The organism is Collimonas arenae (assembly GCF_000786695.1).
Lineage (GTDB): Bacteria > Pseudomonadota > Gammaproteobacteria > Burkholderiales > Burkholderiaceae_D > Collimonas > Collimonas arenae_A.
In genome coordinates, this window is sequence record NZ_CP009962.1 from 22,315 (window position 1) to 37,074 (window position 14,760).

The 14,760-nt window shown below is 46.6% G+C and carries 9 protein-coding genes and 1 pseudogene; 7 read left to right on the forward strand and 3 right to left on the reverse strand.

Going from position 1 to position 14,760, the window contains the following annotated elements; genetic code table 11:
* Positions 1-335 precede the first annotated feature (335 nt).
* Positions 336-686 (reverse strand): hypothetical protein, encoded by a 351-nt coding sequence (locus LT85_RS00085; protein WP_156117378.1) that lies wholly within the window; start codon positions 684-686, stop codon positions 336-338.
* Positions 687-819: 133 nt separating this feature from the next.
* On the opposite strand from LT85_RS00085, the pseudogene gyrB reads away from it, so the two are divergent.
* From gyrB to LT85_RS00095, 3 genes and pseudogenes are all read left to right on the forward strand, one after another.
* A pseudogene (gene gyrB, locus LT85_RS25730) lies at positions 820-1,119 on the forward strand (DNA gyrase subunit B); the annotation flags it as partial.
* Between the two features lie 372 nt (positions 1,120-1,491).
* Complete coding sequence (locus LT85_RS00090; RefSeq protein WP_038483830.1) at positions 1,492-1,950, forward strand: hypothetical protein; 459 nt, start codon at positions 1,492-1,494, stop codon at positions 1,948-1,950.
* Positions 1,951-2,230: 280 nt separating this feature from the next.
* A complete protein-coding gene (locus LT85_RS00095; protein ID WP_038483833.1) occupies positions 2,231-4,210 on the forward strand; it encodes an ATP-binding protein in 1,980 nt (659 codons plus the stop codon).
* A gap of 215 nt (positions 4,211-4,425) precedes the next feature.
* Here LT85_RS00095 and LT85_RS00100 read toward each other — a convergent pair whose 3' ends face one another.
* Both LT85_RS00100 and LT85_RS00105 read right to left on the reverse strand, forming a co-directional pair.
* On the reverse strand, positions 4,426-5,019 hold the full coding sequence (locus tag LT85_RS00100; RefSeq protein ID WP_038483836.1) for a hypothetical protein: 594 nt from the start codon (positions 5,017-5,019) through the stop codon (positions 4,426-4,428).
* 236 nt (positions 5,020-5,255) lie between these two features.
* Complete coding sequence (locus LT85_RS00105; RefSeq protein WP_156117379.1) at positions 5,256-7,253, reverse strand: SIR2 family protein; 1,998 nt, start codon at positions 7,251-7,253, stop codon at positions 5,256-5,258.
* Between the two features lie 302 nt (positions 7,254-7,555).
* Here LT85_RS00105 and LT85_RS00110 point away from each other — a divergent pair, with 302 nt between their 5' ends.
* The 4 genes from LT85_RS00110 to LT85_RS00125 are packed head-to-tail and all read left to right on the forward strand — an operon-like array spanning position 7,556 to position 14,741.
* Positions 7,556-8,980, forward strand: a complete 1,425-nt coding sequence (locus tag LT85_RS00110) for an ATP-binding protein (RefSeq protein WP_052134436.1) — start codon at positions 7,556-7,558, stop codon at positions 8,978-8,980.
* On the forward strand, positions 8,973-11,708 hold the full coding sequence (locus LT85_RS00115) for a Z1 domain-containing protein (protein ID WP_038483842.1): 2,736 nt from the start codon (positions 8,973-8,975) through the stop codon (positions 11,706-11,708). The genes LT85_RS00110 and LT85_RS00115 overlap by 8 nt, the downstream gene beginning before the upstream one ends.
* A complete protein-coding gene (locus tag LT85_RS00120; protein WP_081991851.1) occupies positions 11,653-12,660 on the forward strand; it encodes a PD-(D/E)XK motif protein in 1,008 nt (335 codons plus the stop codon). The genes LT85_RS00115 and LT85_RS00120 overlap by 56 nt, the downstream gene beginning before the upstream one ends.
* Positions 12,660-14,741: an AIPR family protein gene (locus tag LT85_RS00125; RefSeq protein WP_038483848.1), complete on the forward strand. Its 2,082-nt coding sequence runs from the start codon at positions 12,660-12,662 to the stop codon at positions 14,739-14,741. The genes LT85_RS00120 and LT85_RS00125 overlap by 1 nt, the downstream gene beginning before the upstream one ends.
* Positions 14,742-14,760: the final 19 nt, after the last annotated feature.

Below are 14,760 nucleotides of genomic sequence, written 5' to 3' on the forward strand. Positions count from 1 at the left end.
TCAATCGTCCCTTTTGGAATTTTTCAGATATGGCGACATGAACAATAGAATTTTTAATTTTGCGTGTCACTTCCTGAAATATGTGTGACAAAGTATTTGAAAAATTCATTCTTTTTCAAGGCCCTTGTTTTCAACATGAATGACACCCGACAGATTTGTTATCGTGCAGGGTTGCACTCAAGTGAAAATTAAGTCGCGCAGAAAGTGAAAAGAACCTACTTTTTCTAGCGTAAATTTTCATGCGTTGAAAAAAAACCTCGGTGCTGAACCGAGGTTTTTTTATTTCAAGACGACATTGCAGTGTCTCATGTTAGCCCGCGCAGTCCGAAGCTGCCTTATCCACCTTTACTGAGCGGGAGGTTGAGTTTTGCGCGGCAGCTATTTCGTAGCGCCCGTTCTTCTTTTACGCTGTCATCCAAGGAACCCTGCTTAATGGAACCCTGATTGGGATTTGAAAGAGCGACCATGGCCCTGTCGGCAAATTTTTGACCGAAACACTTACAGTATTCCGATAATTTTGGATTGCCCTTTAAATCAGACTCTCCGTGCGGCTTTGGAACATCAGCGGCTTTCACACACGAGACCGCGTACTGGTCGACCATCTGAGGCGGAGCGTCGGCTGCTTTTGTAGCCGAAGCCGCTAGCAGCGCTGCGACGGTAAGCGATATGCGAAACAATGGCTTCATGAACATCCTTTTTATTGGTGGTGGAGTACGGTTGGCTGCTCTTGGTCTGAAACGAAAGTGAAAGCATAATTGCTAGTAGGCAATATGGCAATTACCTATATGAGATTTTAGGAACACCCCTGGTTCTTGATGCGGCAAAGGTGAAAAAGTCAGAGAGTCAGCCATTATCGACTTCCACCAGGCCATAGCCTGGCTGCGCGACGAAGCAGAACGCGGCGTCAGCAAGCAGCGCTATAAAGGTCTGGGAGAAATGAACCCAGAGCGGCTGTGGGAAACCACGATGGACCCGACAGTGCGCCGCTTGCTGAAGGTGCAGATTGAGGATGCTATTGCTGCGGATCAGATCTTCATGACGCTGATGGGGGATGATGTTGAACCGCGTCGGGTGTTTATTGAGTTGAATGCGCTGCAGGCTGGGAATATTGATGTTTGAGTTATGTCGGATGCCACGGAAAGTGAAATCTGTGCCAAGTTAGTAAGAAAAAGCCAGCCGCCGAGGTTGGCTTTTTTTTCCCCAAGTTGGACTGCGAAATTAAGTTGACGTGGCACTAGGCGTAAGACAGGCGCAAGAGTGGACGCCAGTATTTTTATCGCTGTGATCACTTGGAAGGAAATATTCTGTCAGGCAGCACAGGTGTTGAACTCTGAGCAAAAGGAGGTTTAGGTTGTCGAGATATATTATTGCTATATTGTAATATATATTTGAGGTGGTAAAGGTGGAGTTGACCACTTTTCTTAAGGCCAATTTAGGTTGCTTGAATAACAAATATGGGATGCATTAGTCTCTAACCATCATGGAGCGAGTATGTCGGAATATAAACTGATTAACGAGATAATTCAGCGATCTCATGCGCAGATTTGGGATGTTGCAAAGTTGGAGTGGGCGCTTAGCGAAGTATATGAAGCTGATGAGCCAGATACTTGTTTATGTGGCCATTTTCCAATTATTGAGATTTGCATACTCAAGAACAGAGTTAACCTTCAGTCAGCGACTGTTGGCAATTGTTGTGTCAAAAAATTCATCGGTCTCCCTTCTGACAAAATATTTCAGGCGGTTAAACGAGTTCGAAAAGACAATGAGAAATCATTGAATGCCGAGGCCATTCAACATGCATTCCAAAAAGGTTGGATAAATGAATGGGAGTACAAATTTTCCTTAGATACAATGCGGAAGAGAAAACTTTCTGGAAAGCAGGCTCTCACTCGGACCAAAGTTAATGAAAAAATGCTGTTTAACATGAAACGCACTAGTTCAAATGGCTAACAAATTCATTTAGTTGCGCACTTCACAATGCGAAGGGAATGCGTGTAACTGAACTCAAAGACTGAGCGCCACGAATTTTGTAGACTTCTTGAGCCATGGTTCAAGGTTAAAGGGGCGGAATAAATAGAGATAGAATTTTACAATCGCTCTTTCATAAATGCAGGAAGGGACATTTTCACCCGCTAGATCTGGTTGCAACACAACGCTAATCAACGTGGTCCATAGATAAGGCCAGTCTGTCGTCATGTGTCGGTGGCGCGTTTAAGAATATTGGGGAGCTATGAGCACCTATAAAGACATTTCAGGCACAACGGAAATTGGAAACGAAGGTATCAAGAAGCACTTCAAAAGCATCGAACCTTGGCAACCGGTGTTCGAACTGATCTGGAATGGCTTCGACGCCAAGGCAAAACATTTGGCTGTCGACATTTCATTGAACAATCTACAAGCTCTTTCTGCGATCTCAATTCTGGACGACGGTGACGGGATTGACCCGACGATCTTGAAGCAGACCTTTGGCCGGTTCAACGACTCAAACAAGTATGAAGATGCCGCACAGCATGGCGCCCACGGTCGTGGGCGACTAGCGTTTCATCGCATCTGCCGCTTCGCGACTTGGCACACCAAGACTCCCTCAGGTCAGGCACGCATCACCATTGATGCTACGACGATCAAAGACTACGATGCTAAGCAGATACCTGATGAAGCGCAGAGTCGCCTATTGAAGGAGCAGGTTAAAGGCACCTTAGTGGAGCTTGAGGAGTTTTCTTGCAACTTGCCGAGCCTGCCAGAACTGAGAGCGAAATTTGCGATCGAATTTGGCTGGTTTCTTGCCTTGAATCCTTCGAAGTCGCTAAAACTTAACGCTGTGCCAATTCCAGTGCCGCGCCACGAGATCACGCGGCAGAGTTTCGTCATCAACGCACATCAATTTGACGTGCAGGTAATCAGATGGGACGAGCGCCCTAGTTCCGAAAAATCGTACACATACTTACTGGACAGTGCCGGCAGAACTGTTCACAAACAGCTCAGCACCCTAAACAATAAGGTCGGCTTCTTCACAAGCATCTACATCTCTTCACTCTGGGCAGACACCTTTGCGTCTACCCAAGATCTCATCCAGCCAGATGCCCATACTAGTAACTCTTCGGAATGGAAGAACTTGGTGCGCCAATTGGGTGATCTGACACAGTCTTTGTATTATGATTTCTTGCGCCGACAGGCTGCGGTGGAAGTCGAGAAGTACGTCGAAGAAGGTCTGTTTCCTTCGTACACTGAGCTTCCTCCAGATGAACAATCTTGGCGGCTGGACAATACGAAGGCTCTCGTTATCACTATCTTCATGGCCGACCCTTCTGTATTTAGCGCAGCGAGCAAGAAACAGCGCAAGATCATTATCCGGCTACTGGATCGGTTGATCGTCTCCAACGAGAACGACTCACTTTTCGAGGTTCTGAACAGCGTCCTCGATCTCGACGACAAATCAATAAAGACGCTTGCCGACCAGCTCAAGCAGACGACGCTCGAAAATATTATTGCGACGATAGAGATACTCCAGCGCCGTCAAGTAGCTGCCTCTAAGCTTCGAGTACTGATGAACGACCACTACCGCGAGGTGCTGGAAACACCGGACTTGCAGAAAATTATTGAGAACAACACCTGGTTGTTTGGCTCTGGCTACGAGATACTCGGCGCTGAAGAAGACAGCTTCACAAAGATCGCCAAAGATCTGCGTGACAAGATCCCACAAATTGAGAACATTGGCACCGATGACGTGGATGACGAAGATGATATTGTAGGAGCACGTCGCCAGACGGATCTTTTTCTAGCCCGTCGTATTCCGGTACTAGATTCAAACGGGCAGAAGGTCTATCGTTGCGTAATCATTGAGATCAAGCGGCCAAGTGTATCGCTTAACATCAAACACCTGCGCCAGCTCGACGACTATGCCAACATTATCAAGAAGCATCCCGAATTCAGCAGCGAAAAGATGCGCTTTGAACTGATCCTGATTGGGCGGCAGATCTCATCGGCTGACACGGAAATCAGGAGCCGACTTAATGGCCAAATCGCACGAGGAGAACTTGGGCTGGTCAGCGATGACCCTCGCATGAAACGGTATGTCTTAAACTGGTACACCCTACTCGACACATTCGAGCTGGCTAATGGCTTCCTTCTAGATCAGCTGAAATTGAAGCGTAACTTCTTCGAAGCATCGACCAAGCAAGAGCTCGTGTCGGAACTGCAGGAAGCTAACTGAGCCTCGCATCTATGGTCCACGAGTATTTTCAACTACTGTGACACAGGCAACGGAATTTTTAACTTGTTGTGTCAAAAACCGTAATCGAACATGGCGCTGATATTGAAAAAAGCGTTTAGAGTCAAGGCTTGGTTTTTCAAGTTTGGTGTCACGCGACAAATTATTCAGAACCAGCCAAGCATCGTTCAGATGGTGGCTGGATAATTTCAACGAATTCAGTAGGTACTTTGAAAATTCGCCATTCCTGGATAAGTTGCTTTAACTATTTGATTTTTATCAATTTGCAAAGAAACACCAAGTTTTTCTACTTTGATCCAAAATCCCCCATCAAGGGGATCGGAGGCACTAACTACAAAGGTGTTTGAGATCACAATCCTTTGTAAGATTGCCCAAGCAATTCCTAATACTGCAGCTTGTATAGTTCGCTCAGCGGCGAGTGGCAGATAACTTTTTAGATGACCAAGCGCTTTCATGTTCCGAGTATGATCCGCATACGTCTCTGCCAAATTTGGCAAAATGAGGTACCGTTCTTGGTCGTCGTTTTCGTCAAGAAAAATATGCGATCCCAAAAAACTTGCTTTATGTGAGTTCAGGTTCAAACTTATCTTAATAAAGCCATATCGTACGTCGATGCGTCCAAAATTCAAATTAATTGATATTTTTTCGGGATCAGTCAACATGCCAAGTGCGAGAGTAATTACTATGCATCTTTTGTTTGGGTCTATCTCATCGTCTTCAGAAACAGCAATCGAAAGCAAGTGAGCAAATACTTCCTTTGAGAGCACTTCATTATTTGAACTAGGTTTCATACTCTGATACGTCCTTTAATTAGGTCTCATTTGTTTGCTACGCCAAACGTCCGTCTCCCAAGCATAACTTTAAATACACCACTGCTATCTACATTGCTGTCAGAAAAATCCGCTTGCTTGTAGACGCAAAAAGATTATATGCCGGCTATTCAAGAGGTAAAACCAGGCGCACACGAGGAAATATGTTTGGCGTCCAAGCTCACGAATAGGTATCAGTGAGATTGGGTATGTATGATTTAATTATCGGGCTTTTCTGCCGCAATATATCTTGGCAAAAATAAGCGCTGCCGCTTCCAATATGAAATCCCTCCCAATACTCTTTCCGCTTTAATCCAGCATTCTGCTATCGCTACTTGTAAGCCGTGTTCACTCAGTGCAGTGGCGATACGTGTTGAATCGAACAATAATTCAACAACAACGTCTACACAGCCCTGACCCTGAGAAAAACGTGATCTCGTAGTACGCCGTCCCTTTTTCTGGCTATCTTCATTTAAGCTTTCAATTCCCTTGGGCCACCGTCGACGAATTGCTGAAAGCAAAATCGTCGCTAACTCCAAATTGATTTCCACTAGATCTGCTAGCCTGTCTTCCTCGCGGGCAGTACTTTGCTCGATAAGAAAGTAACCTGGTATAAGTGGGCCGTCTTCAGTATAGAAATCAGGAGCTGAGCGTTGCTCTTTCACCAAAAGCCACAATTTCCCTAAGAATTCCCGCTCATTTTCATCATCTGCAAGCAATGCAAATCGCCGCACATTTTGTGTTTGTAGTTTGCCTTGAAGAGCAATGGGAAGTTCATTCGCATCTGGAAGGGCGGTTATGTTGTATAGGAGGTTCATTGTTGCATCAATGAGCTTCCTTGTTGCTCGTGCTCTAAAAAGCGAAGTACTTTGCAAGTTCTCCACAACATCTAAGGCGCAAGCAATGGCTTCAATTTTTTCTGCAGGGTCAAGCAATTTTCTTGGCCAAATTGTTTGAGTTAAGAGAAGTCGGATAATTGCGGTAATTTTCAGTCCTCTATGCCGCAATAGTCTGGTGCGCGTAATTGAGATTGCTGTTGTTTGCAGCCGCGTGAGATGTGAGTGAAGCTCAAGCGCCTCCTTTTTCATACCTTGAATAAAAAATACCTCGGGTGACATGCTTTGAGCTGCACTCTCATTCTGCAATTCATATCTGAAAGATCTTAATTCCTCATCTGCCAATTGTCCCAAGCCTACTGATGCGGCTAGCCTTGCTCCATTCAGATGCCGTTCGGCTTTGGACGGCGTATAGAGTGTTTGCAACTGCTCGTCTAATGTTGAGAGCTCCTGACTGCCAAGAATTTCCATATCATGATTAATTGAGCTGCCTATCAAACGAGAAAGAATTCTGTTTGTCTGTCCCCTTTCCACATTCATGCCAGCGAATGCTGATCCCCAAGAGGCCCAAGGCTCTATATCTTCATCAAAGTCATCGTGATCTTCCGTTTCGAAGCTATGGGAAATCCAAATAAGTTTCGATGAATTTCGCGAATTTAATCGGTCACGAATCCAGTGATTAACATCGAAGTGATCCGTTCCGCTATAGCCAGCGACGATAGTCGCGTCAACGGTTGTCATAATATCTGTCAATAAAGCTCTCATGGCTTCTGGCAGACCCAGTTGAAGATCCTTTAGCGTAGCACCGAGATTTTCGACACCTTGAGAGATAGTTCCATGTAGTTTTACCAAGCCCCAATTCTCTCCATACTCTCGATACAAAATTTCAATCTGCTTACCGTCGGGATGAATTATGTGTACAGGAATTCGGTGAGCAGATGCTTGCTCAATGCAATCATCGAAATTTGTCGTTATACACCACCCTTTTGTTCTAAGAAGGTGTTCAGCAATAACATGATGATTGTTGTTCGGTATTCTTGTTTCAAATAGTCGCAATAAATTTTTCGGGTTCGTCGCCCTAGAAAAATCTTCAATTGCTGAAACATTACATGTTCTATCAAGGACATGCTCGAGACGTGGGAGTGAACGTCGTAGAACGGGCTCACATTGCTCAAAAACAGCCAAAATTTCGCTTGCTGTGCTGTCGGGAAGAAGGTGGCGAATTAACGCCTCGGTGAGAACAGCACCATTTGGTAGGCAAGTCGGCGCTTCGATGGAAATACCTGCACCTACCCATAGTGCAGATGTTCCAGGAAATTTGTCTGTCCCCCTCGAATGGCTCCACCAATGTTCTACGGAATTCAGTTCCTCGATAATCATCGGGTGACACTTGTTTGAAATGTTGAGTGGTTCCAATTTTACAAGTTTAATCTTAATGAAACCAACCAATATTGCTTATACGCATGTTAGTATTTTCCTAAGAACAAATTTCTGACAAACGAGAGTGTTTATTCTCGTTGCTATTTTTCTGGCTATGGGGCTCACGGAGAAACCATGGGCTTCCAGCGGCTATATTTGCGGACCAAACGGAAAGCCGTTCATGGTCATGCGCTTTAATCGGAGTCTGCCAGCTTATGAGGGAGATACAACACCCCCCACATGCTCCTTCTTTATTGGAGTCAATGAGATCGATTGGCTATTCGCTGGAGTCGGCGTTAGCAGATCTTATCGATAACAGTATCTCTGCCAAGGCAAAGCGTATAAATATAGAATTTCGACCTTCCGATGTGCCCTACATAGCCATCATAGATGACGGCGAAGGGATGTCTAAAGACGCGCTCGAAAGCGCCATGCGTCATGGCAGTACCAATCCGTTGCAGATGAGGCACAAAGACGACATGGGGCGATACGGCCTAGGTTTGAAGACTTCCTCTTTGTCGCAATGTCGGCGCATGACGGTGGTTTCTCTCCGAAATGGTGTCCTATGCGCCTACTGTTGGGACCTTGATGTCGTCGTGGAACGACGCTCTTGGATCATGCTTGAACTTGATGTCGATGATATTGAAGATCTTCCTCACGTTGAGCTGTTGCGGGCAGAGGGACAGGGCACGATGGTGCTCTGGCAAAATCTCGATCGGCTTACGGCGGGCGAAAGCTCGTTGGATGCGGCACTCGGCCAACAGATGGATCATGCACGTAGTCACCTGTCTTTAGTATTTCATCGATTCATCACGCCAGAGTTTGGTCGTAGTCGGGTGTCGCTTTCGATCAATCAAAATGCGCTTGCGCCGATTGATCCGTTTCTGCAAAACCACAAGGCGACGCAACCACTAGACGAGGACAATTTTAATGTGGAGGGAAGCAGGATCGTCGTCAAGCCGTTCATCCTTCCTCATATCAGTAAACTTTCACCGGATGAGCTCAATCGTGCAGGAGGAAGTGATGGGTTCAGGAATCAGCAGGGCTTCTATATATATAGGAATCGGCGCCTAATTATTTGGGGAACATGGTTTCGCCTTGCAAGGAAGGATGAACTTAGTAAGCTCGCTCGAGTTCGAGTTGACATACCGAATTCATTGGATCATCTCTGGACGCTGGATATAAAAAAATCGGCGGCCCATCCACCAGAAGCCGTGCGTTTTAACCTTCGTCGTACGATCGAGCGAATTCGACACGTCAGTGGACGCACAATCACGTTTCGAGGCCGATCGGCAGAAAGAGGTGATCTTGTTCCTGGCTGGCACGAAGTCATGGACCGGAATGGTGTTCGCTTCGATATCAATCGCGGCCATCCATCTATTCAGGAGTTTTCGCGCCACCTCGCCAAGGCGGATGCAGCTACCTTCGATGCTGTACTCGCGATTATCGAAAGTTCGTTTCCTGCTGAAGCGTTGTATTCGAGAATGGCTTCCGACGTGCGGTCATCTTTTAATGGAGAGGAAATATCTGGACGCTTAAGAGAAATGGCAACAGCTCTGTTTGCAGATATTGATTTTATGTCGCCAGTGAGGAGAACGTTGCTCGCCACATTGCATTTGATCGAGCCGTTTAACCAACACCCTGCCGTTACAAAAAAAATCGTTGAGGAATTAGAAAAAAATGACTGAGAACATTCGCCACACTCTCACTGACAACGGACGTCGATTGGAGTTGAGCGTGATAACTGCGTTAACGGTTGACGGTATTCCATCGGAAGATGACATACTCGAACTTGCCGCCCAATTGCGGAAAATTCCACTATATGCAGTATCTGACGAAGAATTTGTCGAGGTCATCAGACGACTTCATGAGGCCCTGACGATTGAAATGGGCATTGGTAGTCGCATCATTGATAATCACGAGCCATGGCTTCAGGCGAAAAAAGCTGAAATCGACCCGTTCTACTGGACTCGTTATCAAACTGAATTACGCAAGCAGGGATGGGCCCCGAAAGTTGTTACAGCGCTCGACAGAGTGACAGACGAGATCTTGGACTTGATGGGAAATCCTGCTGGTGAGTCAGGATGGCCACGACGTGGGTTGGTCATGGGAGACGTGCAGTCGGGGAAAACATCGAATTACACAGGACTTATCTGCAAGGCGGCAGACGCTGGCTATAAGCTCGTGATTCTTTTGACTGGAACCCTCGAAAGCTTGCGTCGGCAGACCCAAGAGCGTCTTGACGCAGGATTTGTAGGATTAGATAGTTCCGGGGTCGTCAATCGTAATCGTCTTCGTCGAGAAATTGGTGTTGGCTTAGTCAATGGTGCTCGTACCGCTGGCGTTTTTACTTCCACAATTGGGGATTTTAAGGCGGTGACCGTCAATCAACTTGGATTCAAGCTTCGAGATTACAAGGAGCCCGTCCTGTTGGTCGTAAAAAAGAACAAGCGCATTCTTGAGAATCTAACCGATTGGCTAACTACTTTCAACGCAAGTCATGGCGGCCAGATCAATTTGCCACTCCTGTTGATCGACGATGAAGCGGACAACGCATCGGTCAACACCAATCCCGCCAAGGCAACGGCAATTAATGCCAGTATCCGTAGTCTGCTAAAGGTGTTTCCGCGCTCCAGTTACGTCGGCTTCACCGCGACGCCATTCGCCAACGTGTTCATTAACCCGGACACGACTGACGAAATGGTTGGTGACGATCTTTTCCCACGTGACTTTATATACGCCCTAGACGCTCCGAGCAACTATGTGGGCGCTCGGCTTATCTTTGGCGACGATTCTCCATTGGATTGTTTGCGATATATTGAAGACGCGGAGCTAGATTTTCCGAAGGGACAAAAATCGGATAGTCCCATCTTCGGAGTACCGCCATCAATGATTGACGCAGTGGGTTGCTTTTTAGTGGTTAACGCCATCATGGATCTCCGCACAAATATGCCCCGCCACCGATCGATGTTGGTAAATGTAAGTCATTTCACCCAAATACAAAATCAGGTTCGAGACATTCTTGATGAAGTTCTACGAAAGATGCAGGAGGACATACGCAACTATGCTTCTCTGCCCGAAGCCCAAGCGTTGAAAAACTCAACATTGGCATCCCTAAACGCAATTTACATGCGTGAATATTTTGGGTCTGGTTCTAGTTGGTCGGAAGTTCAAGCCGCACTGACGGCGGCGACATTACCAATGGAGGTCAGGTCAGTAAATCAGAAAACAGGTGCCGCCAGTCTTGATTACACCATCTACAAGTCAAATGGATTGAGAGTGATTGCCGTTGGAGGCAACAGCCTCGCGCGCGGACTGACGTTAGAAGGACTTTGCGTAAGTTATTTTCATCGAGGGACACAGATGTACGATGCACTCCTACAGATGGGACGTTGGTTCGGTTATCGGCCCGGGTACGAGGATTTGTTCCGAATATGGATCACAGAAGAGTCTGCTAACTGGTACTCACACGTATCAGAGGCGACGGACGAATTACGAGCAGAAATTCGTCAGATGCAACTTTCACGATCCAAGCCGATTGATTTCGGATTGAAGGTAAGGGCCCATCCCGATTCTCTTCTCATCACTGCCAGGAACAAAATGCGTGATTCGGAAGAAATTGTGCAGACGATGTCCATTAGTGGAGAGGGCATCGAGTCATCTCGTTTGTTGGTTGATCAGACTATCATTTTGGGAAATTTCAAGGCCGCACAGAAATTTGCTGATGATGTCGTCAGATCCGACGCGCGTCGAGACACAAAGTGCGATTATCCTCTGTGGGCGGAGGTAAAGAAAACCGCCATAACCGATTTTCTCAGAAAATTTGTCAGTCATCCTCTGAATCTTAAACTTCAATCGGCCGAATTGGCTGATTTCATCGAAGCGTCCAGTGATCCGAAGCTGCAGCAATGGGATGTGGCTATTCCAAGTGGGAGCGTAGAGGAACGTGAATTGATTCCAGGGTTACAGGTCAGTCTTCGTCAGCGAAAAATTCTGGTAGAACCTGAAAAACGGTCGATTCTCGTCAATGAGAAAAAAATGCGTGTTGGCTCTCCTGCAGACGAGAAGGCGGGTTTGTCGAATGAAGATATTGTTCGAGCAGAAGACGTTTTTCGATCGGAACCAGACAATTTGACAAAGCAAACAATTCCTTCTTCCGCCTATCGCAAGGTGAGGCAGAATCCGCTGCTTCTACTGCATCTGTTGAAGCCGATTAAAGGAAATCCGGCTACTGATTTCGCTTTGCCGGAAGGTTGTAAGGCGCTCGTAGCTGTTGGTTTGAGTTTTCCATCTCTTGACGTAGCAAGTCAACGATTGAAATATCGCATCAATCTTGTTGAGTTACGCAACATGCTGGCAAATGAAGCTGCAAACGATGACGATGCTGAAGAGGATGATGATGGCGAACTGGCTTGACAGTCGTTGGGATGCTCTTGCCGTAGATCCATTCCGGACAGTTTTTCTGCTTTGTGACGCCAATCATCCATTGGATTTCTACATAGGGCGAAATCCTGGTCAACAAAGGCTTTTGTTGCTGATTTCAGCGGAAGAACCTCCAGCAATGCGTGATATGCGCGCAATTCAAATTCGCGTATTTAAGCGCGACGATGGCAAATGGTCGTTGTTGCTGACCCTTGAAGAGGAGTCACTGACGCCAATGTTTTCTATGTTGTGTGATGATTTGATTGAGTCGTCCCGCAATGCTGGTCTGCAAGCTGAACACTCTCTGAGTTTTGTCCTGAAGCGTCTGTCGAGCTGGCGAAAACTTCTTGAGCGTGGATTGCCAAATTTACTGTGCGAAAGTGAGATTCGAGGTCTTTGTGGTGAACTACTTTTTTTGAGACGTACGCTTTCTCATATGGAAAAATCCGATGCCGTTAAAGCTTGGGTTGGACCTAAAAGAGCTGACCAAGATTTCCAGTTCCCTGACGCTGCATGGGAGATCAAGACGATACAGCCGGGCGCTGATACGATCACAATTTCATCTGAATCGCAGTTGCAAACTACTGCTCGCCCTGTTCAACTCGTGGTCTTCGAACTGGCAGACAGCAAATCAGAAAATGAAAACGCATTTACCCTCAACATGTTGATCGAAGACATCCGTATTCGACTGTCTGCAGATCATGACGCAGGCGAGCAATTTGAGGAAAGACTTGTAGCTGCAGGGTATCTTCGCCGACCCGAATACGATAAACCTGTGCTCGTTGAACGCGCATCCATGACCTTCTCTGTCGATCCAGAATTTCCGCGTATCACTGGTGAAATGGTCGCGCTTGGTATTAGTGGAGTCAGTTATGACCTTCTACTGTCTGCCTGTGAAAGATTCCGGATTCATTCTTTACCCTCTACCGAGCAGAAGGAGCATTAATGGAACTCATTGAATTTCGCAGAGAGCTACTTGAGGCCGTGCGAGCTCGCGCCGAATCTGGTCTCGACTTCAATCGAGCCGGCTTCGTCGACGAGGTGGGTGAACGTCTTTCCGATGCTGAGGAATTCGCTGATTTCGAAGCGTGCCGCTTCGAAGGACTGGGTGGAAAGAGGAAACTGAAAATTGACGGATATGCGTTTGATGAAGCGGATAATTCTCTTTCATTGTTGATAGCGGATTTCACAAATGAAGATATCCTACCAACCTTCAATGCAGCTGAGGCAACAAAGGCGTTTAGTCAGCTGAGTGCGTTTGTGGAAGAAGCGGTGCAGGGTAATCTGACTGATGGCTCTATCGAAGAGAGTCAACCCGCACATGGCCTCGCTTCAAATCTAATGGAGTGGCGCTCAAAAGTCACAAGATATCGCTTCTATTTTGTCAGCGATGGCCAATTGAAGATGAGAGCTAAAGACTGGCCTGAAGAAATGGTTGCCGGCACACCCACGGAATTTCATATTTGGGATATCGCTCGTTTTCACACAGCATATGTTTCAGCTACCGGACGTGATGAGCTTCTTGTGCGATTCGATGAGTTCGATGGCCAAGGCCTCTCATGCCTAGCTGCAGCTGAATCAGTGGGCGAATATCAGGCATATTTGTGCATGATTCCAGGAGCGATCTTGGCAAAAATCTACGATCGATATGGAAGTCGACTTTTGGAAGGCAATGTGCGTTCGTTCCTGAGTACGAGAGCGAAAGTAAATGCCAAGATTCAGATAACTATTCGGAATCAGCCGGAAATGTTTTTCGCATTCAACAACGGAATAGCTGCTACGGCCGAAGATGTTGTTCTCGAACAGACTGCCTCAGGCCTAAGAATTGTCAGTGCAACGAATCTGCAGATTGTTAACGGCGGTCAAACAACGGCATCGCTCGCATTCGCGGGCCGAGGGGCGTCTGGCAAGAAGGACGGTGCCGATTTGTCCAAGGTAATGGTTCAAATGAAATTGTCAGTTCTTCCACCGGACAAGGCTGGCACACTCATCCCCGAAATTGCTCGTTATGCCAATAGCCAAACCAAAGTAAGTGATGCCGATTTTTTCTCCAATCACCCTTATCACGTCAGGTTGGAGGAATTTTCACGGCGATTGTTTACGTCACCTGCTGGTGGTGTACAACATGGCACTCATTGGTTTTATGAGCGCACTCGAGGTCAATACATAAATGAGCAAGCGAAGCTGACACCTGCGCAGAAGGGGCAATTCCTGACTCAGAATCCAAGATCTCAGTTGCTTACCAAAACGGATGTAGCGAAACTGAAGAATACTTGGCAAGGAATGCCAAATAAAGTCAGCATGGGCGCTCAGAAGAATTTCATTCTTTTCGCTGACACTATCGCGAAATCTTGGGCGGAAGACGAGAAGCAGTTTAATGAAGATTACTTTCGCAATCTGATTGCACTCGCCATTCTGTTCCGACGTACCGAGTTGCTGGTGAAACAGCAAGACTGGTATCAAGGCGGCTATCGTGCCAACATAGTTACCTATACGCTTGCAAAACTGCATGACATGATTTCAGAACAAGCTCTTGGTCAGCAGATGGACTTGAGAGGAATCTGGGATAAACAATCGGTACCAACGGCAATAGTTGATCAGATCATCGTTATTGCAAAACGTGTTTTCGAGATACTAACTGATCCAGAGAGACCAAAAGACAACGTAACAGAATGGGCCAAGATGCAGGCGTGTTGGGACCAGGTAAAAGCTGCAGACATTCGGCTTGGTGGCGGCGCATTTGCATCATTGCAAAATTTGCATGCCATCAGCAATGCTGAGAAGGAGGCGAAGCAAATCCAAAAAGCAGATAACGGCATCGCCACACAAATAGCGGTTCTTAACATACCTGGCAGTCAATGGGGAAACATGTTGGCATGGGCCGACGAGAATAAACTACTCACGCCAAAACAGTTAGATCTACTCCGCCTTGCATCTAAGATGCCTTTCAAGCTCCCTAATGAAAAACAATGCGGACAGATCTGGCAACTTCACCAAAAGCTACTTGAAGATGGATATATCAAGTGAACCTTGTGTAGTTGACGAT